Genomic DNA, 23,126 nt, shown 5'->3' on the forward strand with positions numbered 1-23,126 from the left:
TCACTTACACAGGGTTGGAGAAAGAAGCGGGCTGATGGCGGCCGCTTTCGGGGTCGAACAGCAGTGCCGGTTGGCCGAGGGCCAGCCGGACCTGAGTGCCGGGGGCGAGCAGATGGCGACCGGCAAGGTTGACGACGCAACGGATACCGGCCAGTTGGCAGTAGAGCAGGCTGTGGCTGCCGAGATTTTCCGAGGACTCCACCACAGCGCGGACACCTTCCTGGCTGAGGCTGAACGCTTCGGGCCTCAACCCCATGAGCCATTTGCCCGGGCTGTTGCCAGACAGGTGCAGTTTGAGGGGGAGTCGTTGACCGTCGGCCAGCGTCAGGATCTTGTCTTCCAGGCAATAGACTGGCAGCAGGTTCATGGGCGGTGTGCCGATAAAACCCGCGACGAATGTGCTGGCGGGCCGGTCATAAATGTCGCTCGGCGTGCCGATCTGTTCGACGCGACCCTGATTTAGGATCACGACGTGCTCGGCAAGCGTCATGGCCTCGGTCTGATCGTGGGTGACGTACAGAATCGTGGCACCGGTCTGTTGATGCAGGCGACGGATCAGCAGACGCATTTCATGGCGTAGCGCGCTGTCCAGATTGCACAACGGTTCGTCGAACAACAGCACGGGTGGTTTGCGGATCAAGGCCCGCCCGATGGCGACACGCTGGCGCTGACCTCCGGACAGCTCGCCCGGCTTGCGCTCCAGAAGCGTTTCCAGCCCCAGCGAGGTGGCGCACTCCTTGATTTGCAGCACGCGCTGTTTGTAGGCGATGCCTGCCATCTTGAGCGGATAGCCAATATTGTCGGCAACGCTCATGTGCGGGTAGAGCGCATAGTTCTGGAACACCATGGCGCAGCCGCGCTCCTTGGGCGGCAGCTTTGTGACGTCACGCTCATCCATCAGAATCTGTCCCAGAGTGACGTCCTCCAGCCCGGCGATCATGCGCAACAGAGTAGATTTTCCGCAGCCTGACGGCCCCAGAATCACGTTCAGCTCACCGGCCTTGAACACCAGATCCAGACTTTGAAAGAGCGGCCCCGAGCTCTGTGTTTTGTGCAGATTCCTGAGGGTTATCTGCGGTGAACGTGCAGCCGGGAAATCGGTAAAGGGAAGAAGCGCGTTCATTTGCCGACTCCAATCAGGCCTTTGACGAACCATCGCTGCATGAGCGCAATGACGAGGATGGGGGGCAGCATGCTGACAACGGCGGCGGCCATCAGCAGGTTCCATTCGGGAAGCTGGCTGGCATCGGTGGGCAGAAAGCTGGCGACGCCCAGCACCAGCGTGCGCATGTCTTCACGGTTGGTCGCAACCAATGGCCACAAGTAGTCTTTCCAGGCGCCGATGAACACCAGCGTGCCCAGCGCCGCGAAATTGGTTTTCGACAGCGGCACCAGAATGTCGATGAAGAAGCGCCACGGCCCGGCACCGTCCATGCGCGCCGCTTCGACCAGTTCGGCGGGCAGCGTCTGGTAGAACTGTCTGAACAGGAACGTGCCGGTGGCCGAGGCAATCAGTGGCAGGGCAAGGCCGGTATAACTGTCGAGCAGATTGAGGGTCGGCACCGGCACACGCTCGATGCCCAGCCAGCGCAGTAACGCACGCAGCGGACCGAGCAGGTCGCTCGCCACGGCATAGGTCGGGATGATGCGCACCTCCAGCGGCAACAACAGCGCGCCCAGCACAGCGAAGAAAATCCAGGTGGTATAACGACTGCGAAAGTACACCACCGCAAAAGCCGTCAGCGCCGAGAGCGCGAGCTTGCCGATGACCACCATGATTGCAACGATCAGGCTGTTGCCCAACAGGCGCAACAGGTCGAGACGCTGAGTGACTTTCTGCAGGTTCACCAGCAACTGATTGCCCGGAACCACTGCCAGGCCATGTTCCAGCAGTTGCGGGTTGTCCACGGTGGCCGAGCAGACCGCGATATAGAGCGGGCCCAGCGCGAAAATCAGCCCCAGGGTCAGTAGCAGGTAAGCTCCGATATTGAGCAGTCGGTTGTGCTGGATCATGCCTTCGCCCCGCGTCGTTTGAGTCGCGACATGAGCTTGAACTGCGCGATGCTCAGCAGCACGACTGCCGACAGCATGAGCACTGACAACGTTGAAGAACCTGCCAGATCCAGTCCGCGAAAGCCGTCGGTGTAAATCTTGTAGGCCAGCACTTGGGTCGTGTCGCCGGGGCCGCCTTGGGTGAGGGTGTCGATCAGTCCGAAACTGTTGGAGAGGCTTTCCAGCAGGTCGATGATGAAGACGAACAGTAGATAGGGGGCAATCAACGGCAGTTGCATGTCGATCATGCGCCGCCAAGGGCCTGCGCCGTCCAGCGCTGCCGCTGCGAGGTAATCGTCCGGAACGGATTTCAGGCTCGCCACCAGCATCACGAAGTTGAACGGCACCAGACACCAGGCATACGCCACGATCAACAGCAGCATGCCTTGCAGCGGGTTCGCATAAGGCGCCCAGGTTCCGGGCACCACCGCGTTGAGCCAGGCCAGAATCCCCATGACCGGGTTGGCCAGCACATGAAAGACGATACCGATGGTGGCGCCGGACACCGCGTAAGGCCAGATCAGCAGGTTGCGAAACACCGCGTTGCCGCGCAGTTTCAGTTCGAGGCACAGCGCCAGTGTCAGGGCGATGAGCATTGAAAGCGCGACGCTCGACAGGCTGAATATAAGGGTCGAGCCGAGAGAGGCGAGCACGCCCGGATCTCTCAGCACGCGCCAGTAATTGCTCAGGCCTACGAACACCTCGTGTCCGCCAAACGGCAATACCAGGTGGAACGACCACCAGATGGCCTGAAGTGCCGGCCAATAGAAAAACAGGCCGAGCGCCAATAATTGCGGCGATGCGAACAACAGCGCCATCCGTGGTTGCGGGAAATAGCCACTGGCCTTCATGGCTGCCTTTCGCTTTGTTGATTCTGAGCCAGTGGCTGATGCATCTGTTGAAACAGGCCAAGCAGCTCATTGCCGCGCAGGGCGGTCTGGTTCAGGGCTCGCCCGATGCTTTGTCGACCCGCCAGCGCGTTTCCGGTCTCCTGCTGCCAGATCACTCGCATCAGCGTGATGAAGCCGCAGCGCAGCGGGTTACCCGTCGGGCTGTTGATGTCATCGAGAGACGAGAGACCGATTTTGATCGCCAGCGCGGCGTGTTCGTCGGCTCTAACCGATCCGGCTGTGGCCTGAGTCACCGGCAGATAGCCCGTGCGGGAGCTGAATGCACGCTGATTATCGGGGCGTAGCACGAACGCGAGAAACTCCGACGCGACGTCGTACTCATGGGTGGAATGCCCCTGCATGACCCACAGCGAAGAGCCGCCCGGCAGGTTGGACTGCCGTTGGGTGTCGGCGTAGATCGGCAGCAGGGTCACGTCGATATCGGGCTTGAGTGTGCTGCGTACCGTGTTCCATGAGCCTGTGGAGTCCAGCAGCATCGCGCATTCATCGCTGGCAAACGCCAGTGCCTGCTGACCGCTGCGGGTCGACTCCTGATGCCGCACCAGGCCTTCACGGGTCCATTGCGCCAGATCGTTCATCAACTGCAAGTGCGTGCCCTGATCGAATCGATATCGGTCCACGCCACCGGACCTGACCGCGATGGCGGAGCCCTGCGCCGCACTGGTCTGCTCCAGCCAGATCCATGGCGAAAAGTCAGTGGCCATGGGGCAGTCGTGATGATTGTTCTTGAGGGCCCGCAATGCTGTGGAGAAGGCGGCCCAGGTGGTCGGTGTCTCGTTGATTCCCGCGGCCGCCAGTGCGTCGCGGTGGACATAGAGCACGGCGGTCGAAGCGGCGAACGGCTGGGCTGCCAGCACGCCATGCTCATCGGAGTAATAGCGTTTGAGCGCAGGCAGAAAGGTGTCGGCCGAGTAGGCTCGCTGCTGCCGGGCCATCAAGGTTTCGACAGGCACAGTGGCGTCCCCGAGCAGCATGTCAGGGGTGGCGACGTCGTAGATCTCGACCAGCACCGGACTGATACCGGCCCTGTAAGCGGCAACGGTCTTCTGCAGGGTCTGCTCATAGGTGCCCTGGCGGATGCAGTGCAGGCGATCCTGTTCATCACGTTCGGCATTGAACTGCCTGCACAGATCCGCAATGGCCGAGGCTGTCGGGCCGCTATGGCTGTACCAGAACTCGGTGGCGCTGGCCTGGCCGGCAATGGCCACCAGCGTCAGCGCCCATAGCGTGTGACTTATGGAAAGCATGAAAGCACCCCGCGTGAACTGGAAGCTATCTAATACAGATAATGTGTAGTATTTGTTACCTGCAGCTCCATTATTAAATTTTCATGATTGAAGTAATCGTTTTTGCGGCGGGCGATACACTGCTCTACACACGGACTGTTTTAATCACCCCTCTGACTGTCGAACCCATGCCCTTTGATCTCGATACTCCACCGGATACACACCCTTCGCTGAGCCTCAATGAACGCAAACTGTTGGATATCCTTCGTCGTCGGGGCTCGATCACTCGCGCCACCGTTTCGGCAGAAATGGATCTGGCGCAGCAATCCGTGCACCGACTGATCGAGGAATTGATCGGTCGGGGCTTGCTGCGCAGTGGCGAGCGGGTCAGGAACGGCCGTGGTCAGCCCAGCCCGCGCATCGAACTGGTGAACGAGGCGGTCTATTCCATCGGTGTTTCGATCAACACCGGGTCTGCGGTGGTCTGCGTGGCCGATTTGAGCTGCAATATGCTGGAGCAGGTGGTCCTGCGTACGCCGCCTTTGAGCCGTAACAGCACGCTGGACGCGCTGCAGAAGACCATCGAACGGATCCTGCAGCGCAACGGCATAAAGCCCGAGCGGGTGGTGGGCATGGGCTTCGCCATCGCGGGCTTCTTTCTCGAAAACCGTCAGGTCAATGCGCCAGAGCCTTTGCGCGATTGGTCGTTGATGGATCTGCAGCCTGTGCTGGAAGAGCGGTTCAAGATGCCAGTCTGGCTCGAAAACAACGCGACCACGGCCGCTATCGGCGAGAGCCTGGTGGGCGCAGGGGCCTGGGCCAGCAACTTCATTTACCTGTCGTTCAATTACGGTTTCGGCGCTGGCGTGGTCATCAACGGCAAGCCTTACTTCGGCAGTCATGGCAACGCGGGCGAGATCACGCTCTACACCGATGAGGAGGCGGCCAATCGACCGGCGTTGCGTTATCTGGTCGAGGAACTGCACACAAATGGCATTGAAGTGGACTCTGTCGAGGACCTGCGCGCGCGCTTCGATCCTGACTGGCCGGGTGTCGAAACCTGGATCAAACGCACCCAGCCGACGCTGGACCGTCTGGTCAATGCGCTGGCGGGTCTGTTCGATCCTCAGGCCGTGGTGTTCGGCGGGCAGTTGCCGCCTGCGCTGGGACGGCGTCTGATCGCGTCGACCACCTTCTGGGGTACGCATCGTTATCAGGCACCGCCACCGCGTCCGCAACTGCTGCTCAGCGAAGCCAATGGCGATGCCGCAGCCATCGGTGCAGCGCTGGTGCCTCTCAAGGAACGTTTTTTCGTCTGAACGCAGGTTGCCCTAGAGCTTCACGCCCAATGTCACGAACGCACTGCGCGGCGTACCGACCTGCAGAATCTGCAGGTTGCCCAACGGATCGGTGGCTGCGCTGGCGTCGGTGTTAAGGGTGGAGATGTAACGTTTGTCGAACAGGTTGACCACGTTCAGCGACAGGCTCGTGTCTTTCACCGCGCCCAGTTTGCCGAAGTCATACCCCAGATTGGCGTTCGCCACCCAGTAGCCGCTGACGCTCGAGTCGTTGGTGTAGGTGTAATAGCGCTTGCTGAGGTAGTTACCCTGCAGGCCTGCGTTCCAGTGCTCCCAGTTCCAGTCCAGGTTGCTGGCGTACATCAGCTTCGGCGTGTCGACGACCGTCTTGCCTTTCACCGCTACCGTATTGCCTGCGCTGACGTAGTCGTCATCGTAAGTGCTGTGGTTGTAGGACAGGGAGTTGGACCAGCGCCAGTGCTCATCGGGTGTCAGGCCGAATGACAATTCCATGCCCCGGCTGGTCACCGACCCGACATTGGCGACGCCGTTCTGGCAGATCACAATGCCGGTGCAATTGGTGATGGCCACCAGACGGTTGTCGAATTTCGTGCTGTAGATCGCCGCCGAGGCCGAATACAGCGCAGTGCTGCGCCGCACGCCCAGTTCCACGGTCTTTGAGGTTTCCGGTTTGAGGTCCTTGAAACCGTTTTGCGCATCGACGGCGGCCTGCGTGGTAAAGAACGGGCTGTAGCCGCCGCTGGGGAATGCGGCCATATTCTCAGAGTAGGAAGTGAAGACTTCGTCCTCGTCGTCGAGCTTGTACGTCGCACCTGCTTGCGGCAGGAATCGATCCCGCGCTTCCAGCGAACCGCTGGCATAACCACCGCCCTTGCCTCTGGCAGTGGACGTGGTCACGGTGTTCTTGGCGCCGAACTCGAGCTTCAATCGGTCATCGAGCAGGGTGTAGGTGTCGCGCAGGTAAAACTGTCGGGTCAGGTCGTTGTAATTCTGATCCAGTACGGTGGCCGCCAACGGCAGGCCGTTGGTTTTGACGATGTGGTTCTGCGGCGTTGCGTTGGTGGTATCAAACAGGTAGCGGGCGATGTCGTTCTTGTTCGACTGAATCCAGAAGCCGCCCTGGATTTCATGTTGGCCCAGGTAATAGGTGAGCGACGTCTGGAAGCCAGTACGGTCGATGCCATACACCGTGCTGCGGATCGAGTTGCTGGGCACCGTCGTCGAGCCGCTGGTGAAGATGAAAGGGTAATACGAGTTGCCCCGCCCGGAGTCGTGATGGTGATAGACCGTGGTATCCAGCACCAGATCGTCGGTAAGGGAGAGGTTGCCGTTGAGAATGTCCAGTTCGTCATCGCGCAGGCTGCTGGCGTTGTAAGTTGCGTCGGACGCGCTGGTCACGCCGCCTGTGTAAATACCGTTGGCGGCATTGACCGCGCGAGTCCAGTCCGGCGTGTAGTAGCTCCAGTTGTACCCCAGTCGCTGAATGATGCTCTGCGACAACGAAGGCAGGTTGGCCTCGTCGTGAGATGAGGTGCTGTGAAAGAAGCTGATGCGGTTGTCGCCAAAGTTGTAATTGACCTTGGCGTTCACCGCGTCCGACTGCTGCGGATTGTTATGGCCTTTCCAGGCATCTGCGTCGTATTTTTCGCCCGACACATAGGCCGACAGGCCGTTGTACTCGCCGGTGTCCACACGAATGAATTCGCGGCGGGTGTCATAGCTGCCCAGCGTTTGCGACAGGCGTGCGCCGAACTCCTTGTCCGGATCGGACGTGGTGAACTGGATGGTGCCGCCCAGATCACTGTTCGATGCGGTGCCCAACGACCCGATGCCCGGTGCCACTTCGCTGGCCTTGATGTTCTCGGCAATGATCGCTCGGGTGATGCTCAGGCCGTTGAAGTTGCCGAAGCTCATGTTGCCCAGCGTGACGCCGTCCAGCGTGTAGCCCAAGTGGTGCATGTCGAATCCGCGCAGGCTGATGCGCTGACTGCCTTCTTCACGCCCCAGCGGATCGCCGGACTGGAAATTGACCCCAGGCAGGCGCTGCAGGACTTTCAACGGGCTTGTGCCGGCGGAATAGGCCTCGACATCTTTCTGCGTGACACGCTGCACCTGCCGCGTCTCGCCCTGCCCGATGACCGACACCGTGCCTAGCGTCGTTGCCGCTTCGTCAGTGGGTGCCGCAGGGATTTCATCGGCCTGGCTCGGCGGGCTGAACAGGCACACTGAATTCAGAGAGACAAGCAGCGCAAGACGGGTGACCGGAAATCGACGGGAGCGCGCTATCGAACAGTTGTTCATGACGTTTTTCCTGATGACATCAAGGATTCTGCGCTGGTTGGAGCAGGCTCAGCCTTGGTCTGGACGCCGCTTGCCAGCTAAAAAAAGAACGACCCCGGCGCACGAAGCGCAGGGGCCGTTCGACTGGCTGTGATATTAGTACTCATGATGTGTATTAATTATGACCGCAGGCGTTGCACCTCGATTTTTCTTCTCAAGCGCCGGTCGTCATAATCTGACCCAGGCGGTGATCTGGTTCGGTCCAATAATCTGTGCATGGCTAGCCACTGCCTCGGCTTTCAAGCGATCTTCAAATGTTTCGAGGTATGCCGGGTCGGCGGTGACCCGCCCGATACTGATCAGATGCGGGTAAACGGTTTTCAACGTTTCTGCGGCCCAGTGGTACATGAAGGAGTGCTCACCCCCTCCAATGTGTCGCTGGCAAAAGAGTTCAGGTTGAGGCAGCCCTGCCTCTGAAAAGTGTTTGACCAGGTGTGCCGCCGTAGCGTGGCGCACGCCACCGGTGTCGAATGCCGCGGCGATCAATTGCCCCGCATCGGTCAGCATGGGAATATCTGGAAACGACTCCATCGGCGTGCCCGACATGAACACCTCATGGAGCGCCAGCGCTCCTCCTTTCCTGACCAGGCTTGCCGCCTGACGCAGGAAAGCGACCGGATCGCTCTGATGAATCATCACGTAGCGCCCCACGACGCAGTCGAAAGGTGACGGGCTCTGAAAGTCCTGAATATCACAGACTTCAAACCTGACGTTTCTCAACCCCGCTTCCGCGGCTCTGAAGTTTGCAAGTTCGACGGCCTCCGGGCTGCGATCGATTCCCGTGACGCTGCCGTTCGGCCCGACAAGCCTGCCCGCCAGCATGGCGACGTCGCCAGGGCCACTGCCGAGGTCCAGCACATGCATGCCTTGCTCCAGACCGCTTTCTATCAACAGGCGCGTGGTGATGGGCGACAGAATGTTCGCCTGGAATTTAAGGCGTTCCAGTTCTGCTGAAGAATGACCTAACAGATAGTCGTTCATGCGAGGAACCTCCGGCGGGTAGAAAACGAGGGCGTTATTCAGCGCTGCTTGCGCTGTTGCAGATCGACCGTTTTTATCACCAACCGCAGATTCGATTTATTAAGAAAACGCAATGTGGCAATCCGCTCATTGGCTTTTACGTTCAGGCATCTGAAAGGTTTGCCGCGTTAGCTTCGACCGTATCTGCGCAGTAAGCCCGGTCGGCGTCATCGAAATGAAGGCGTCTGCGTGCAGACTTTTCAGTTCTGCGTCAATCAGCGGCATCGGTCCGATTCTCGGCATGCAGGGTGTTGGCAAACTAGGGTTGTCGGTGCTGTTCTTTCGCAAGGAGAAGCATCATGAACGACAAGCGAGTCCTCATCACGGCGGCGGGGCAGGGCATTGGCCTGGCCAGTGCCAAGGCGTTCGCAAGCGCTGGCGCCGAGGTCATTGCGACCGACATCGATCTGCACAATCTGCAAGGCATTGACGGAATTGAAGCCGTTCGGCTGGACGTGACGTCGGCGCAGGACATTCGGCTGGCCTGCGAGCGGATCGGCACGGTGGATGTGCTGTTCAACTGTGCAGGATACGTGCACGCAGGAACTATTCTGGACTGCGACGAGGCCGTGTGGCAGCGCTCCATGGACCTCAATGTCACAGCCATGTACCGCATGATTCAGGCGTTTCTGCCCGGCATGCTTGCCTGTGGCGGCGGTTCGATCATCAACATGTCATCGGTGGCCTCAAGTGTGAAGGGCGTGCCGAATCGCTTCGCCTACACTGCCAGCAAGGCGGCAGTGATCGGACTGACCAAGTCGGTGGCGGCAGATTTCATTGGGCAGGGTATTCGCTGTAATGCCATTTGTCCGGGTACGGTGGATTCGCCTTCGCTGCGGATGCGCATCGCGGCCCAGGCCGAACAGCAAGGTGTTTGCGAGGCTCAGGTCTATCAACAGTTCGTCGACCGCCAGCCGATGGGACGGATAGGCAGTGTCGAGGAAATCGCGCAACTGGTCCTTTACCTTGGTTCTGACGCGTCTTCATACACGTCGGGTGCGGTGCACGTCATTGATGGCGGCATGAGCGTCTGACCCCGGTTTGCATGTTCGACAGACAACAGGAGAACCCGATGAAACTGCTACGTTACGGAGACAAAGGCTCGGAAAAGCCCGGCCTGCTGGACGCCGACAATCAGATTCGTGACCTGTCCGGCCATGTCAAAGACATTGCCGGCGATGTGCTGACCCCGGCCGGTCTTGCCGCCCTGGCAACGATCAATCCCGTGAGCCTGCCGCTGGTCACAGGCCAGCCACGCATCGGGGCTTGTGTCGGCCACGTGGGCAAGTTCGTGTGCATCGGCCTGAACTACGCCGACCATGCGGCTGAGTCCAATATGGAGGTGCCCAGGGAACCAGTCATTTTCAACAAGTGGACCAGTGCCATCTGCGGCCCGAATGACAACATCGAGATTCCCCGAGGCTCGGTCAAGACCGACTGGGAAGTGGAGTTGGGTGTGGTGATCGGCAAGGGCGGGCGCAATATCGACGAAGCCAATGCCATGGAGCATGTGGCGGGTTATTGCGTGATCAACGACGTGTCCGAGCGTGAATGGCAATTGGAGCGCGGCGGTACCTGGGACAAGGGCAAGGGGTTCGACACGTTCGGTCCGCTCGGTCCCTGGCTGGTGACCCGCGACGAGGTTGCCGACCCTCATTCGCTGGACCTGTGGCTGGAAGTAGACGGTCATCGGTATCAGAACGGCAACACCCGCACGCTGGTATTCAACATCCCGCAGTTGATTGCTTACCTGAGCCGCTGCATGAGCCTGCAGCCGGGCGACGTCATCTCCACCGGCACACCGCCCGGTGTGGGCCTGGGCGTGAAGCCGGAACCGGTCTTTCTCAAGGCGGGCCAGCGCATTCGCCTGGGAATCGCCGGACTGGGTGAGCAGAATCAACTGACCGTGCAGGCCGATTGACCCCGTCTCTTCAGTCAGCGCATGGCTGACGGGGTAAACGCTGCTTATTGCGGACGGCGGCTTGCCGGCGATGCGTTTGTTCAGGCGCTATCTCAGTGACTGAACCGAAACCATCGCCGGCAATTCGCCTCCCACAGTCTGGTGAACTGTCAGGCAGCCGGCGTGGGCATCAATCAGCCAAAAACGCCAACAGGTCTTCATTGAGCTGCTGACCGTGGGTGACCGCAAAGCCATGCGGTGCGCCGGAGTAGACCTTCAGCTCAGCGCCTTTGATCATCTCGGCAGCCAATTTGCCGGTTGCCTCGAACGGCACGATCTGGTCGCCGTCGCCATGAATGACCAGCGTGGGTACGTCGATTTTCGCCATGTCGGGACGGAAGTCGGTTTCCGAGAACGCAGTTACGCAGTCTACGGTGCCCTTGAGCGAAGCCAGCAGTGCGATGTTCAGCGTCTGGGTCAGCACGCCTTCAGAAACGGTCTGGCCCTGATTGGTGCCATAGAACGGGGTGGCGAAGTCGGCGATGAATTGCGCACGGTCTTTCAGCAGACCTGCCTTGATGCCATCGAAAACCGACTTGTCCACGCCTTGCGGGTGGTCATCGGTTTTCATGAAAAAGGGTGTCACCGCACCCAGCAGTGCCAGCTTGGCGACACGGCCGGTGCCGTGGCGGCCGATGTAGCGGGTCACGTCACCGCCACCCATGGAAAAGCCCACCAGCGTCACGTCGCGCAGGTCCAGGTGTTCGATCAGCGCGGCGATGTCATCGGCGAAGGTGTCATAGTCGTAGCCGGTCCAGGGCTGGTCGGAGCGGCCGAACCCGCGACGGTCGAACGCGAGGGTGCGATAGCCCCGGCTGCTGAGGTATTCCATCTGGTATTCCCACATGTCCGCGTCCAGCGGCCAGCCGTGACTGAAGAGCACTGGCTTGCCCGTTCCCCAGTCCTTGAAATAGATCTCGGTGCCGTCTTTTGTCTTGAAAGTGCTCATGCAGTTCTCTCTCGTGTCGGGTTGATCGGGCTGGCGCAGTTGTCCGGGCGCAGTGCAGCAGTATCGATCCAGTCCGCTCGCAGTAATTGCGTGTATGTGCCCATCTGCCTGTCTGCGAACTCGGCACATCAAAACAATTTTCGGCGACCGGCTCGCCGCATAATTCACTAATGCCCAGCCTGCCCGAGAGATCCTAGACCATGTTGCCCAACGCATCGCACCTTCAGTCCGGCGTGTCGCCGAAATGCACTCAGGCGCTGCTGGCCTGGGGGCTTCTGTTCATGCGCGTCAGTGTTTCGCTGCTGTTACTGCAGGTGCACGGATTGCCGAAGCTGATGAACTGGAGTGTGGAAGTACAACGCATCGAAGACCCGTTCGGTCTCGGCGGCACCTTGACGCTGGGGCTGGCTGTTTTTGCCGAAGTGATTTGCCCGGTGCTTCTGATACTCGGCGTGTGGGCGCGACTGGCGTGTCTGCCGGTCCTGGCAGTGCTGGCCGTGGCGGTGCTCTTCGTTCACCCCGAATGGTCACTGGAACAGGGACAATTCGCCTGGCTGCTGATGATCCTCTTTGCCGGGCTCGCAATCACCGGCCCCGGCCCGCTGGTTATCGGCAAGGCGCTGCGCAGGCGTTAACAGGCACAAGGCCATCTGAAACATCGGCTCATCTATTTACAGTGTCAAAACCGAACTTGCCACGCAAACAGGAATCAGTTCCTTGGGGTTGAAGCCCTGCCTGTCCATCGAAGGAGAAAACTGCGTGGCGTCTCAGCTGAAAACCTTGATCCTTACGGGTCTGCTGTTGTTCACGGGCAGTTTCCATGTTCAGGCGGCGGATGTACCTGCATTGCCCATGAGTGCGGCAGTTCCCGCCGACGACAAGGCCGCCGAAAAACCGGATGGCAAAGCGGCTGACAAGGCCGATGCCAAGGCAACCGACAAGGCAACCGACAAGGCCGATGCCAAACCGGCGGATGAGGCAGACCCCGCAGCCACCGAACCTGCAGCCGAGCTGCTCGTGCAGGGGGGCTTGCTGGGAGCGATCAGCACCAGCATCGATGACGTGCAGGACAAGCTCAATCTCGATGAGAATCTGCTGGACGCCTGGCGGTTGCGCGCTGACCGTGCGGCCGACGAAATCGAAAAACTGGTCAACAAGCGCACCACGCGTTCGCCATGGAGTGTCGTCGGCGATTTCCTGATTCTGTCTTTCGTCTGGATCGGTGCCTTCGCGGTCCTGACCACCGTCGGGCGGTTCGTGGCTGTGCGTCTTTGCCGGACGCCGTTCCTGCGTGTGCGCCAGCGCAGTCAGGCGCTGCTCAAGTACGTCCTGCCGTTCACGCTGCCCGCCATTATCTGTCTGCCCCTGACGCTCTACGTCAGTCACTTCATGCCCTCGTCGGTCGGACGGGCTCTGGCATTGTGTTTTGCCTACGCCACCAGCAGCGGCATTGTCTCGACATCGGTGTTGCTGTGCGTGATCGTGATGTTCAATTCCGGGCACAAGCGTGCTGCGGTGCGCATGATCCGCCGCTATTCGCCCAGGCCTTTGTTTGTGGTCGGCTTTCTGGCGGCGCTCAGTGATGCGCTGACCAGCCCGCAGATTGCCCGTCAGTTGGGCAGCAACGTGACCACCAGTGTGGCCGTGTTCACCGGTCTGTTCGCCTCGGTCGTGTTCTGCATGCTGATCATCAAGGTGCGTCGCCCGGTGGCCCACCTCATTCGTAACCGTTCGTTGAGCAGCCGTCTGCAGCGCCCGGCCTTGCAGCAGTCGTTGAAAATCTTTTCGAACCTGTGGCACCTGCCTATTCTGCTGATGATTCTGGTGTCGGCCATCAACCTGATCGGTGCCGGCGAAGACAGTCAGGAGGCACTGCGTTGCGCCCTGTTCACCACCATCCTGCTGATTGCCACGGTGTTCATGAGCACCGTTTTCCAGCACATGTTCAAGCCTGCCGAGGAGCTCGGGCGCGGCGGGCATGTGTACAAGGCGCGTTTGCTGAGCCTGGTGTATGCGGTGATGCGCATCGCTCTGGCGATCACCTTCATCGAAGTACTGGGCCGGATCTGGGGCTTTTCGATGTTCGAATTCGCCCAGCGCAATACCCTGGGCCGGGTCATCAGTGAATCGCTGAGCAGCATCGGTCTGATTTTCCTGGTGACCTGGCTGTTGTGGGTCGTGCTGGACACGGCTATCCAGGAGGCGCTCAAGCCGCCGATCAACCATCGCAGCGGTCGTCAGCCGAGCACTCGGGTCAAGACCATTCTGCCGCTGTTGCGTAACGCCGTGAAGATCGTGCTGGTAGTGATCTGCGCAATCACCACCATGGCCAACCTGGGCATCAACGTCGCGCCGTTGCTGGCCGGTGCCGGTGTGGTCGGTCTGGCGATCGGTTTCGGTTCGCAGCAACTGGTCCAGGACGTGATTACCGGCCTGTTCATCATCGTTGAAGACACCTTTTCCATCGGCGACTGGGTGGTGCTCAGCACCGGGCACTCCGGCACGGTCGAGAGCCTGACCATTCGTACCGTACGCCTGAGAGATGGCAAGGGCTTCGTGCACTCGGTGCCGTTCGGACAGATCAAGGCCGTCACCAACCAGTCCCGCCAGTTTGCCTATGCGTTCTTCTCGGTACAGTTCACCTACGACTCGGACATCGATGATGCGCTGTCGCTGATCCGTGAAGTCGGCCATTCGATCACCGAAGACGTTCTGCTCAAGAACAACCTGCAAGGTCCGCTGGAAGTATTCGGTGTGGACCGCATGGACCTCAACGGTGTGGTCCTCACTGCGCAGTTCCGCACCTCATCCGGCGGGCAATACGCGGTGGGTCGTGCCTTCAACGAGCGGCTCAAGCGGCTTGTGGATAAACACCCCAGCGTACGCTTTGCCCAGACTTATCCACAGATGGTGATGAGCCCTGGCATCGCTTCGCCACAGGCCGGTACCGAAGCCGAAGGGCCGCCAGCGCCATCAGCACCACCGGCGTCCCCGGCACCGCTGAGCCTGCCCAAGGGCGGCGGTGCGCCGGGTCCGGCGGCCACGTAACGCGTCATTAACCCGCCAGGCTGCGCAACTGTTGGGGGTTGGCGGCCAACGTGTTATGTTTGCAGGCGTTTTTCATTTATCTATTTGATGATTCTGATACCGAGCCTGCTGACTCTATGCGAATGCGCCTTATGCTGTTGGGCGGCGGGAATGCCCTCGGGCAGGCGTTGATTCGTCTGGGTGCCGAAGAAGACATTGGCTTCCTCGCGCCGCGTCCACCGCAAGACGGTTGGGATGCAGCGAGCCTGACGCAACTGCTCGATGACACCCGTCCCGATGCCTTGATCAACCTTGCTTACTACTTCGACTGGTTTCAGGCGGAGACGGTAAGTGAAGCGCGTCTGACCCGCCAGGAACGCTCCGTCGAGCGGCTGGCCGAATTGTGTCAGCACCACAACATCACGCTGGTCCAGCCTTCAAGCTATCGAGTCTTCGATGGCTCGCGTGCCACTGCCTACAGTGAAAAGGACGAGCCAGTGCCGCTTGGCCTTCGCGGTCAGGCGCTGTGGCGTATCGAGCAAAGCGTACGTGCAACCTGTCCGCAACACGTGCTGGTTCGTTTCGGCTGGCTGCTGGATGACAGCGCCGATGGCGTGCTGGGCCGTTTTCTGTCGAGTGCCGAGAAACCCCAGGAGTTGCTGCTGGCTGATGACCGTCGTGGTAATCCGACGCCGGTAGACGACGCAGCCCGCGTGCTCATTTCAGTGCTCAAGCAACTTGACTGCGAAGCGCCGCTGTGGGGCACTTACCACTACGCTGGCCACGAGGCCACTACGCCGCTGGCGCTGGGACAGGCGGTGCTCACCGAAGCACGCCTGCTGCATCCGCTGGCCGTCGAGTCACCCACCGCGCAGGCCCATGCCGCTCGTCCCGATGCGGGCGAAGAGCCGCAGCACGCCGTGCTGGCCTGCAAGAAAATTCTCCATACCTTCGGCATCAAGCCCCGCGCCTGGCGCGCCGGTCTGCCAAGCCTGCTGGATCGGTACTACCGACATGTCTGATGCTCCTGTTCTGATCACTGGCGGTGCGGGCTTCATTGGCTCGCACCTGACCGACGCGTTGTTGGCTTGCGGGTATGCCGTGCGCATTCTCGATGACCTGTCGGCGGGCAAACGCAGCAACCTGCCGCTGGATAATCCAAAGGTCGAGCTGATCGTGGGCGATGTCGCGGATGCTGCGCTGGTCAAGCGAGCGGCGCAGGGCTGTCAGTCGGTTGTGCACCTGGCGGCGGTGGCCTCGGTACAGGCGTCGGTGGACGACCCGGTGCGTACCCATCAGAGCAATTTCATCGGCACACTGAATGTCTGCGAAGCCATGCGCGAGGCAGGCATTAAACGAGTGGTCTTTGCATCCAGCGCGGCGGTCTATGGCAATAACGGCGAAGGCCAGGCCATCACCGAAGAGACTACCAAAGCCCCCCTGACGCCCTATGCATCGGACAAGCTGGCCAGCGAGTTCTACCTGGACTTCTATCGTCGCCAGCACGGTCTTGAACCGGTGGTCTTCCGCTTCTTCAACATCTTCGGGCCGCGTCAGGATCCTTCGTCGCCGTACTCCGGTGTGATCAGCATCTTTGCCGAGCGCATCGAAAAGGGCTTGCCCATCACTGTGTTCGGCGACGGCGAGCAGACCCGCGATTTCTTCTACATCGGCGATCTGGTCAAGCTGCTGCTGCAGGGACTAAATCTGGATAGCGCCATCGAAGGTGCCGTCAATGTCGGCCTGAACCAGACCACCTCGCTCAACGGATTGCTCGCCGCGCTGGCGCAGGTGACAGGCAAGCAACCGCAGGTCAGCTATCAGGCTCCGCGCTCAGGCGATATCAAACACTCGCGAGCCAGCAATCAGCGGCTCCTCGATCACTTCAACATCGACGAACCTACGCCTTTAAACACGGGGCTGGCGCTGTTGATGGAACGCTGATCCACGCTCAGTGTTAAAGCGGCACCCCGATCGTGCCGATGCTCCGGGTTGGCGTGCCGCCCAGGCTGCTCCGCGTCCGCGCTCGGTAGATCATTCTGTCTTTTTTGTAGCTGCGACTTTTGATCTTCTCAGCCCGCATACCGACTCCTGGTATCCGTCGCCCTTTTACAGCGGGCCTACGGCATGCAGGACGAAAACGATGTGGATAAGCGCCCCGGAATGGTGGTGCGCGAGGTGCCTGGCGAGTTTGTTGTTGAACGCCCATAAAAGCAAAGGCACCCGTCCGGGTGCCTTTCTGTTTTAAACGATTGGAGCGCGGTGGATCAGAACTTGTAACCCACGCCGACCATGTAGACCCACGGGTCGATTTCCACATCCACCTTGGTCCTGCCGACCGCCAGTGCCGACGGTCCGTCCACCGTTGCCTGGGTGTTGATGTCGACGTACCAGACCGAGGCGTTTACCAGCACGTTGTCGGTGATCATGTAGTCCATGCCAAGTTGCGCAGCCAGGCCGACCGAGTCCTGCAGCTTGAGGTTGCTGAAGCCCTGGTTCTTGCGGTTGCCCGTCAGGTCTTCGTCGAAGAACATGGTGTAGTTGATGCCCACGCCCGCGTAAGGCTGGAATCTGGAGGACGGCTCCATCGGGTAGTACTGCAACGAAAGGGTCGGGGGCAGGTGCTTGATGTCGGCCAGCTTGCCGTCAAGGCCCGGGCCCAGACCCTTCACCGCAACGGTGTGGCTGAACGGTGTGGCGGCCAGCAGTTCGATACCGATGTGCGGGGTCAGCATGTAGGCAAACGTCAGGCCGAGCTGTGTGTTGCCGTCGAGCGTGGCTTTGGTGCCTGAAACCTTGGAGCCGTCGAGTCGGACCTCGCCGCTGTCTTCGTTGGGTTGTACGTGCGCCGCGCCAGCGCGAACGATGAAGTCGCCAGCCTCGTATGCATTGGCAGCAGTGGGAGCGGCGATGGCGAGCGCGACGAGCGAGGCGCGAAGCAGGTATTTGTTCATTGGGGCTCCAGGAAATCAGTCGAAATTTATGGGCGGAATGTTAAAGCGCTGTCGAGCGGCGACTTTGACTCAGCTCAATGAAATCGCTGGGAACCCCGTTCTCTTCACGTGTCTGGCAATTCGTAGACAAAAATCTTGTCTGCCTGCATCTGATAACCCGCTTCTGCCAGTTCGCTTGAAGACGACTTGGCCTGCATCGGTCCTTCGATCCAGTACGGCTGATACAGCTCATCAACCTTCACACCCAGCTCACTCGTGACATGCACGATCTGGTTCGCCGGCGGCGGCGGCACATGGATGCAGGCACCGAAATACGGCACCAGCAAAAACTCGATCACTCTGCCTTCCTCACTGACCTCCAGTGGAACGATGTAACCCGGCAAACGCACCTGCTTGCCATCCAGTGCCTTGACCACCGGCGCATGAGGCGCCAGCTGGCTGGCCGCGGGTGCTTGTTCCATGGCCAGTGCATCGGACATCTTCGACAAGTCGTGCATCGGTGTGGTCACCGGTTTCACGACAGGTGCATCAGGCGGAATCATCTCGGCCCAGGTCAGTACACGCGGCTCGGCGGCCCACAGTGATGTGGAAGCCGAGAGCAGCAGAGTGAGTAGCATGCGCCGCATTATGAAGGTCCTCATAAACGAATCGACAGACCATCTGCCAGTGACTGCCTGTAGGCCCGCCAGGCTGGCACGGTTCCCATCAACAGCGCGCAAGCGAGGATGCCACCCAGCAATTTCCATTCATATTGGCCAGGTGGCATAGGCGAGAGATACAAACCGTAAGTATTTATTACGTAATCCTGAGACACGAAGATACCGATATAGAGCAGTGCAAGGCCACTGACAACTCCTGCCAGCGCCAGCGCGAAAGCCTCGAGTATCAGGAGGCTTGCGATGTGCCAGGGCCTGGCTCCGACCGACCGCAGAATCGCCATCTCGCGCCGGCGTTCGTTGAGACTGGTCAGAATTGCCGTCAGCATGCCGATCAGTCCCGTCAGCACCACGAACAGCGAAATCACGAACAGGGCTTTTTCAGCCGTGCCCATCAGACTCCACAGCTCCTGCAAGGCCACGCCCGGCAGAATCGCGAGCATGGGCTCGCCACGGTATTCATTGATCTCGCGCTGCAGGCTGAAGGTCGAGATCTTGCTGTTCAGACCGAGCATGAACGCTGTAATGGCGGTCGGCGTAAGGTCCATGTTGCGTGCCTGATCGGCAGAGATGCGTTCATTGCCACGAGCGGGCGCGCCATTGTGCCAGTCGATGTGAATGGCCTCCATGCCGCCCAGACTGATGTGCAATGTACGGTCTACCGGCGTGCCGGTGGGTTTGATGATGCCGACCACGGTGAACGGCTTGTCGTCATGCTTGACCAGACTGATCGCCGCTACGCCGTGAGCCAGCACCAGCTTGTCGCCCAGTTTGTAATGCAGTGCTTTGGCGACCTCTGAACCGAGTACGACCTCGAAGGGATCGGTCTTGAATTCACGTCCTTCAGCCAGTTCCAGGTGCTGCTGACGGCCAAACTGATAGTGCTCGAAGTACGATGCGTTGGTGCCCATCACCCGGTAGCCGCGATGCGAGTCGCCGAGTGAAATCGGAATTGCCCATTTCACCTGCTTGCTCTCGGCAAAATGCTCGAAGCTGTCCCAGCGGATGTTATTAGTGGCATTGCCGATGCGAAACACCGAATACAGCAGCAGGTTAATCGAGCCGGAGCGTGCACCCACGATCAGATCCGTGCCGCTGATGGTGCTGGCGAAACTGGCACGCGCCTCGGTGCGTACCCGCTCGACGCCCAGCAGCAGGCAAACCGACAGGGCGATGGCGAATACGGTCAGGAAAGCGGTGAAGCGGCGGTTGGCCAGGCTGGCCACGGCCAGACGAAACAGATACATCTCAAATCTCCACGGCAACAGCGGCGCGATTGAGGTCGCTCAGTGACAGGTTGCGATCGAACAGCGGTGCCAGGCTCTGGTCATGGCTGACGAACAACAGGCTGGCGCCGGCTTCGCGGCATTCGGCGAACAGCAGCCGAATGAAGGCTTCGCGTGAATCGGCGTCCAGCGCAGAGGTAGGCTCGTCGGCGATCACCAGTTCCGGTTGGCCGATCAGGGCGCGCGCGGCGGCGACCCGTTGCTGTTGACCGATGGACAGCGAATCTGCACGTCGTGTCAGCATGGCCGGATCCTTCAGACCCAAGTGGGTGAGCAGGGTGGTCGTGGCTTTTTCGACACTGCCGTGCCGCTGTTTTGCACGCTCGGCGCGGACTTTGGAAAAGTGGCAGGGCAGTTCGATGTTCTCGCGCACCGACAGAAACGGCAGCAGGTTGAACTGCTGAAAGATGTAGCCGGTGTGATCGACACGGAAACGGTCACGCGCCGCTGCCGACAGACTCGACAGCTCCTGCCCCAGCAGGCGAATGCTGCCGCTGACGGGTTTTTGCACGCCGCCCAGCAGGCCCAGCAGCGTCGTCTTGCCGCTGCCGCTCGGACCTTTGAGGAAAAGGGTTTCGCCGGTTTCCAGGCGAAATTCGGGGATATCCAAAAGCTGCGGCTGACCCGGCCAGTTGAAGCTCAGGTCGGACAGCTCGATCAGTGCTTGGGTCATGGCCTGACTCACGCTCGGTTGAAAATCAAAAGACCGGGCCAGGCCCGGTCGTTGTGCTGCGAAGGAGGATCAGAACTTCAGCGTAGGGTTCGCTGCAATCACTTCTGCACCCGACTGGCCACTTGGCGAGATCAGTTGTACCTGAAGCTTCCTGGTGTCGGGGAATGTTTTGAATATCTGCGACAGGTCCAGCTTTTTCAGGATGGCAGGTGCATCGCAGACAAATTTGTAGGTGCCGTGAATTTCGCTGTGTTCATGATGATCTGTGTCGCCGTCTTTGGCGTGTTCTTCGTGATCAGCATCCTTATCGCCGAACAGCGGGCTCTCGAGTTTGACCGAAGTGGCCGAGCAGTTGGCGGCATCGGCAATGCTGAACAGCGCATTGGGCTTGAGCAGCAGCTCGCGAGCCTTGGCCACTTTGGCCTTGTCTTCAGCGGATGTCGGCTCGTGCTCGAAACCGACAATGTTCATGGCCGGGCTGTCGAACTCGAACTCCAGCGTCTTGCCTTCCAGCACCACGTCCAGGCGCCCGACACCGTGCTCATGGGCGCCAAGGCTGCCGTGTTCTGCACTGTGATCGTGATCGTGTTCTTCGGCGGCGTGGGCGACAGCGAGTGGCAGCAGGGCGAAGGGCAGGGCGAGCAGCAAACGGCGCATAACAGACTCCGGTGAGCGGTTTTCGGGAAAAATCGTTATGTGATCTTATAACAAGTCATGTGTGGGGTGAGGTGTTTTTTCCTGAACGACGGTGCTTCCAGTAACGAGGGCTGGAATAGCACAGGTCTGAATTATGCCGAACCGTTCTCACGAACAGGGTCGTCAGATCCTAACCTGAATGGGTAGCCACTGAGTGGATGCAGGATGCGTCGTCAGTGGCAGCCATACACTCTGGGACCTGCACCGCCTCAAGGAAGACCTCTCATGAAAAAGCTTCATCCCAACGTCGAAACCCTGCGTGCGGTCTACAAGGATCTGGCCCGCATCGCCGAGTTCGCGGATCACGATATTGTGTTGCATAAGGCAGACCGAGGCGCCACGGGCGGATTGTCCATGGTCATCGGCAGGCGATCGGTGCAGAACCATGAGCTGGACCTGATCGAGCACACCCGCCAGACCCTGTATATGGACGTTCACGAGATCGTCGCCGACGATCACTTCGGTTCGGTCATGGGGTACATGCGCGCCACCTGCGAACGCAGGAAAATTGCTATGCCGTTCTGCGGTCTGTGGCGCTTTCGTGATGGGAAAATCGTCGAGCACTGGGAAAACGTTTACGACATCAGGGCGTTCGGCAGCTTCATGATGGGCGATGATTTATTGATGAGTCGCTGGCTGTGCGACTGAGCGTGGGAATACGCGCTCACGTGTGGGAGCATGTGCGTCTGACTGTCAGCAGGTGCATATCATGTTGCGTATTCGTGGGACCGTGGGCCAGTGGCCGGTGGATTTGACTCTGGAGCTGGACGAAAGCGATTGGGCTCAACTGGGTGCGCAGTTAAAGGCCTCGGTGCCTGAAGCGGCGGCAGTCGTTGTCGAAAGCAGGCCGGTCAATCAGGACGACAAGAGCTGGCAGGTGGCGCAGGACCTGTTGCAAAAGGCCGGACAAATGAGCGGGCCGGACCTGCTGGCGCAACTGGAAGGCGTGGCGGGCAGCACGGCAGCGGGCAAACGCTTGCTGGTGCGCTTGCGGCATTGCGCGAACGTGAAGGTCGAGAGCGGAGCGGATGCGCCTCTGTACAGTTGGGTCGCTGCCAAATGATTCAATGCCGGCCGGCGTCTGGCATCTTTCGGATACCGGCACCGGCCAACGTCTTGCTTAGTACAGCGCTGCGAACAGCTTGCGACGGTACATCGTCACCAGCGGATGGTCGTTGCCCAGCAGGTCGAACACCTGCAGCAGGGTCTTGTGCGGCAGGCCTTCGGCGTAGTTGCGATTACGGATGAACAGCTTGAGCAGTCCATCCAGCGCTGCCTCGTACTGCTGACGGGACAGTTGCTGGATAGCCAGTTGATGGGACGCTTCGTCGTCCTGCGGATTCTGCGCCAGACGGCTTTTCAGCTCGGCAGCATCCGGCAGCGTCGCGGCTTCGGCAAGGAAAGTCAGCTGCGCCTTGGCGCCCGCCAGTTCAGCCTTGTGGGCGTCGCTCTTGACGGCATCCAGCACCTGACGCGCTTCACTCAGCTCGCCACGCTCTGCCAGACAGCGCGCATACAAGATCAGCGCCGCCGCGTTGGTGTTGTCTTCCCCCAGCACGACCTTGAGCATGGCTTCGGCGTCGGCAAAACGGCTCTCTGCGAACAGTTCCTGGGCCTGCTTGAGCGGATCGGCAGCGGGCGGCGGTGGCATGACCACATGCTGCTCGAGAATCTTGCGGATTTCCGACTCCGGCTGGGCACCGGCAAAACCGTCCACCGGCTGGCCATCCTTGAACAGCACCACGGTCGGCAGGCTGCGGATGCCGAAACGGGCGACGATGTCCTGTTCGATGTCGCAGTTCACCTTGGCCAGCAGCAATTCGCCCTGATAGCTCTCGGTAATCTGTTGCAGCAGGGGCATCAGCACCTTGCACGGCGCACACCACTCGGCCCAGAAATCCACCAGCACGGGTTGGTCGAATGACTTGTCGATCACCAACTGATCGAAAGTCGCCGTGGTTGCATCGAAGATGTAAGCAGTGTCCTGGCTCATGGCGCGTCTCGGAGAATCTGAATGCCGCCAACTATAAAGCTCGCCGGGGAATGCTGAAAGGGAT

22 protein-coding genes are annotated in these 23,126 nt (G+C 59.9%); 9 read left to right on the plus strand and 13 right to left on the minus strand.

What is annotated here, in order from left to right; all coding sequences use genetic code 11:
* Positions 1-4 precede the first annotated feature (4 nt).
* The 4 genes from KDX39_RS22825 to KDX39_RS22840 are packed head-to-tail and all read right to left on the minus strand — an operon-like array spanning position 5 to position 4,210.
* Positions 5-1,123, minus strand: coding sequence for an ABC transporter ATP-binding protein (locus KDX39_RS22825; protein WP_231661879.1), 1,119 nt, complete (start codon positions 1,121-1,123; stop codon positions 5-7).
* A complete protein-coding gene (locus KDX39_RS22830; protein WP_231661880.1) occupies positions 1,120-2,013 on the minus strand; it encodes an ABC transporter permease subunit in 894 nt (297 codons plus the stop codon). Before KDX39_RS22830 ends, KDX39_RS22825 begins: the two co-directional genes overlap by 4 nt.
* On the minus strand, positions 2,010-2,903 hold the full coding sequence (locus KDX39_RS22835) for a carbohydrate ABC transporter permease (protein ID WP_231661881.1): 894 nt from the start codon (positions 2,901-2,903) through the stop codon (positions 2,010-2,012). The genes KDX39_RS22830 and KDX39_RS22835 overlap by 4 nt, the downstream gene beginning before the upstream one ends.
* Positions 2,900-4,210: an extracellular solute-binding protein gene (locus KDX39_RS22840; protein WP_231661882.1), complete on the minus strand. Its 1,311-nt coding sequence runs from the start codon at positions 4,208-4,210 to the stop codon at positions 2,900-2,902. The genes KDX39_RS22835 and KDX39_RS22840 overlap by 4 nt, the downstream gene beginning before the upstream one ends.
* Before the next feature lie 167 nt (positions 4,211-4,377).
* Here KDX39_RS22840 and KDX39_RS22845 point away from each other — a divergent pair, with 167 nt between their 5' ends.
* The gene (locus KDX39_RS22845; RefSeq protein ID WP_231661883.1) at positions 4,378-5,508 is read left to right on the plus strand and encodes an ROK family transcriptional regulator; all 1,131 of its coding nucleotides are present in this window, start codon (positions 4,378-4,380) and stop codon (positions 5,506-5,508) included.
* A gap of 12 nt (positions 5,509-5,520) precedes the next feature.
* On the opposite strand, the gene KDX39_RS22850 is transcribed toward KDX39_RS22845, so the two are convergent.
* A complete protein-coding gene (locus KDX39_RS22850; protein WP_231661884.1) occupies positions 5,521-7,809 on the minus strand; it encodes a TonB-dependent receptor in 2,289 nt (762 codons plus the stop codon).
* A gap of 207 nt (positions 7,810-8,016) precedes the next feature.
* Positions 8,017-8,829 (minus strand): class I SAM-dependent methyltransferase, encoded by an 813-nt coding sequence (locus KDX39_RS22855; RefSeq protein WP_231661885.1) that lies wholly within the window; start codon positions 8,827-8,829, stop codon positions 8,017-8,019.
* A 338-nt stretch (positions 8,830-9,167) separates the two neighbouring features.
* Here KDX39_RS22855 and KDX39_RS22860 point away from each other — a divergent pair, with 338 nt between their 5' ends.
* Together KDX39_RS22860 and KDX39_RS22865 are read left to right on the plus strand one after the other, a co-directional pair.
* A complete protein-coding gene (locus KDX39_RS22860; protein WP_231661886.1) occupies positions 9,168-9,902 on the plus strand; it encodes an SDR family oxidoreductase in 735 nt (244 codons plus the stop codon).
* A 38-nt stretch (positions 9,903-9,940) separates the two neighbouring features.
* Positions 9,941-10,789, plus strand: coding sequence for an ureidoglycolate lyase (locus tag KDX39_RS22865; protein WP_231661887.1), 849 nt, complete (start codon positions 9,941-9,943; stop codon positions 10,787-10,789).
* Between the two features lie 169 nt (positions 10,790-10,958).
* Here the strand turns inward: KDX39_RS22865 and KDX39_RS22870 are convergent, their stop codons facing one another.
* The gene (locus tag KDX39_RS22870; RefSeq protein WP_231661888.1) at positions 10,959-11,777 is read right to left on the minus strand and encodes an alpha/beta fold hydrolase; all 819 of its coding nucleotides are present in this window, start codon (positions 11,775-11,777) and stop codon (positions 10,959-10,961) included.
* A 281-nt stretch (positions 11,778-12,058) separates the two neighbouring features.
* Between KDX39_RS22870 and KDX39_RS22875 the strand changes: the two genes are divergently transcribed.
* From KDX39_RS22875 to KDX39_RS22890, 4 genes are all read left to right on the plus strand, one after another.
* Positions 12,059-12,412, plus strand: coding sequence for a DoxX family protein (locus tag KDX39_RS22875; protein WP_231661985.1), 354 nt, complete (start codon positions 12,059-12,061; stop codon positions 12,410-12,412).
* A 124-nt stretch (positions 12,413-12,536) separates the two neighbouring features.
* Positions 12,537-14,825 carry a mechanosensitive ion channel family protein gene (locus tag KDX39_RS22880; RefSeq protein WP_231661889.1) on the plus strand — a complete coding sequence of 763 codons (2,289 nt, stop codon included), beginning with the start codon at positions 12,537-12,539 and terminating at the stop codon, positions 14,823-14,825.
* A gap of 116 nt (positions 14,826-14,941) precedes the next feature.
* Positions 14,942-15,826: a sugar nucleotide-binding protein gene (locus KDX39_RS22885; RefSeq protein ID WP_004883728.1), complete on the plus strand. Its 885-nt coding sequence runs from the start codon at positions 14,942-14,944 to the stop codon at positions 15,824-15,826.
* Entirely contained in the window at positions 15,819-16,748 is a 930-nt protein-coding gene (locus KDX39_RS22890) for an NAD-dependent epimerase/dehydratase family protein (RefSeq protein WP_231661890.1), read from the plus strand. Before KDX39_RS22885 ends, KDX39_RS22890 begins: the two co-directional genes overlap by 8 nt.
* A 323-nt stretch (positions 16,749-17,071) precedes the next feature.
* Here the strand turns inward: KDX39_RS22890 and KDX39_RS22895 are convergent, their stop codons facing one another.
* The 5 genes from KDX39_RS22895 to KDX39_RS22915 all read right to left on the minus strand — a co-directional run bounded on the left by KDX39_RS22895 (position 17,072) and on the right by KDX39_RS22915 (position 21,030).
* Positions 17,072-17,758: an OmpW/AlkL family protein gene (locus KDX39_RS22895; RefSeq protein ID WP_231661891.1), complete on the minus strand. Its 687-nt coding sequence runs from the start codon at positions 17,756-17,758 to the stop codon at positions 17,072-17,074.
* A gap of 104 nt (positions 17,759-17,862) precedes the next feature.
* Positions 17,863-18,384 (minus strand): DUF3299 domain-containing protein, encoded by a 522-nt coding sequence (locus tag KDX39_RS22900; protein WP_192021108.1) that lies wholly within the window; start codon positions 18,382-18,384, stop codon positions 17,863-17,865.
* Between the two features lie 11 nt (positions 18,385-18,395).
* Complete coding sequence (locus KDX39_RS22905) at positions 18,396-19,661, minus strand: ABC transporter permease (protein ID WP_099227135.1); 1,266 nt, start codon at positions 19,659-19,661, stop codon at positions 18,396-18,398.
* A gap of 1 nt (position 19,662) precedes the next feature.
* Positions 19,663-20,373, minus strand: a complete 711-nt coding sequence (locus KDX39_RS22910) for an ABC transporter ATP-binding protein (protein WP_231661892.1) — start codon at positions 20,371-20,373, stop codon at positions 19,663-19,665.
* Between the two features lie 69 nt (positions 20,374-20,442).
* Positions 20,443-21,030: a DUF2796 domain-containing protein gene (locus KDX39_RS22915; RefSeq protein WP_231661893.1), complete on the minus strand. Its 588-nt coding sequence runs from the start codon at positions 21,028-21,030 to the stop codon at positions 20,443-20,445.
* Positions 21,031-21,294: 264 nt separating this feature from the next.
* Between KDX39_RS22915 and KDX39_RS22920 the strand changes: the two genes are divergently transcribed.
* Positions 21,295-21,717 (plus strand): nuclear transport factor 2 family protein, encoded by a 423-nt coding sequence (locus tag KDX39_RS22920; RefSeq protein ID WP_099227132.1) that lies wholly within the window; start codon positions 21,295-21,297, stop codon positions 21,715-21,717.
* Between the two features lie 61 nt (positions 21,718-21,778).
* Complete coding sequence (locus tag KDX39_RS22925) at positions 21,779-22,132, plus strand: hypothetical protein (RefSeq protein ID WP_231661894.1); 354 nt, start codon at positions 21,779-21,781, stop codon at positions 22,130-22,132.
* A 57-nt stretch (positions 22,133-22,189) separates the two neighbouring features.
* On the opposite strand, the gene trxA is transcribed toward KDX39_RS22925, so the two are convergent.
* Entirely contained in the window at positions 22,190-23,062 is an 873-nt protein-coding gene (trxA, locus tag KDX39_RS22930) for a thioredoxin (RefSeq protein ID WP_043305250.1), read from the minus strand.
* Between the last annotated feature and the right edge of the window lie 64 nt (positions 23,063-23,126).

The organism is Pseudomonas sp. CDFA 610 (assembly GCF_021147865.1).
Lineage (GTDB): Bacteria > Pseudomonadota > Gammaproteobacteria > Pseudomonadales > Pseudomonadaceae > Aquipseudomonas > Aquipseudomonas alliivorans.

What these genes read in the sequence shown, in the direction of transcription:
- KDX39_RS22825 (WP_231661879.1), bottom strand. Translation starts at nt 1,123, where the DNA reads ATGAACGCGCTTCTTCCCTTTACCGATTTCCCGGCTGCACGTTCACCG.
- KDX39_RS22830 (WP_231661880.1), bottom strand. Translation starts at nt 2,013, where the DNA reads ATGATCCAGCACAACCGACTGCTCAATATCGGAGCTTACCTGCTACTG.
- KDX39_RS22835 (WP_231661881.1), bottom strand. Translation starts at nt 2,903, where the DNA reads ATGAAGGCCAGTGGCTATTTCCCGCAACCACGGATGGCGCTGTTGTTC.
- KDX39_RS22840 (WP_231661882.1), bottom strand. Translation starts at nt 4,210, where the DNA reads ATGCTTTCCATAAGTCACACGCTATGGGCGCTGACGCTGGTGGCCATT.
- KDX39_RS22845 (WP_231661883.1), top strand. Translation starts at nt 4,378, where the DNA reads ATGCCCTTTGATCTCGATACTCCACCGGATACACACCCTTCGCTGAGC.
- KDX39_RS22850 (WP_231661884.1), bottom strand. Translation starts at nt 7,809, where the DNA reads ATGAACAACTGTTCGATAGCGCGCTCCCGTCGATTTCCGGTCACCCGT.
- KDX39_RS22855 (WP_231661885.1), bottom strand. Translation starts at nt 8,829, where the DNA reads ATGAACGACTATCTGTTAGGTCATTCTTCAGCAGAACTGGAACGCCTT.
- KDX39_RS22860 (WP_231661886.1), top strand. Translation starts at nt 9,168, where the DNA reads ATGAACGACAAGCGAGTCCTCATCACGGCGGCGGGGCAGGGCATTGGC.
- KDX39_RS22865 (WP_231661887.1), top strand. Translation starts at nt 9,941, where the DNA reads ATGAAACTGCTACGTTACGGAGACAAAGGCTCGGAAAAGCCCGGCCTG.
- KDX39_RS22870 (WP_231661888.1), bottom strand. Translation starts at nt 11,777, where the DNA reads ATGAGCACTTTCAAGACAAAAGACGGCACCGAGATCTATTTCAAGGAC.
- KDX39_RS22875 (WP_231661985.1), top strand. Translation starts at nt 12,059, where the DNA reads ATGCGCGTCAGTGTTTCGCTGCTGTTACTGCAGGTGCACGGATTGCCG.
- KDX39_RS22885 (WP_004883728.1), top strand. Translation starts at nt 14,942, where the DNA reads ATGCGAATGCGCCTTATGCTGTTGGGCGGCGGGAATGCCCTCGGGCAG.
- KDX39_RS22890 (WP_231661890.1), top strand. Translation starts at nt 15,819, where the DNA reads ATGTCTGATGCTCCTGTTCTGATCACTGGCGGTGCGGGCTTCATTGGC.
- KDX39_RS22895 (WP_231661891.1), bottom strand. Translation starts at nt 17,758, where the DNA reads ATGAACAAATACCTGCTTCGCGCCTCGCTCGTCGCGCTCGCCATCGCC.
- KDX39_RS22900 (WP_192021108.1), bottom strand. Translation starts at nt 18,384, where the DNA reads ATGCGGCGCATGCTACTCACTCTGCTGCTCTCGGCTTCCACATCACTG.
- KDX39_RS22905 (WP_099227135.1), bottom strand. Translation starts at nt 19,661, where the DNA reads ATGTATCTGTTTCGTCTGGCCGTGGCCAGCCTGGCCAACCGCCGCTTC.
- KDX39_RS22910 (WP_231661892.1), bottom strand. Translation starts at nt 20,373, where the DNA reads ATGACCCAAGCACTGATCGAGCTGTCCGACCTGAGCTTCAACTGGCCG.
- KDX39_RS22915 (WP_231661893.1), bottom strand. Translation starts at nt 21,030, where the DNA reads ATGCGCCGTTTGCTGCTCGCCCTGCCCTTCGCCCTGCTGCCACTCGCT.
- KDX39_RS22920 (WP_099227132.1), top strand. Translation starts at nt 21,295, where the DNA reads ATGAAAAAGCTTCATCCCAACGTCGAAACCCTGCGTGCGGTCTACAAG.
- KDX39_RS22925 (WP_231661894.1), top strand. Translation starts at nt 21,779, where the DNA reads ATGTTGCGTATTCGTGGGACCGTGGGCCAGTGGCCGGTGGATTTGACT.
- trxA (WP_043305250.1), bottom strand. Translation starts at nt 23,062, where the DNA reads ATGAGCCAGGACACTGCTTACATCTTCGATGCAACCACGGCGACTTTC.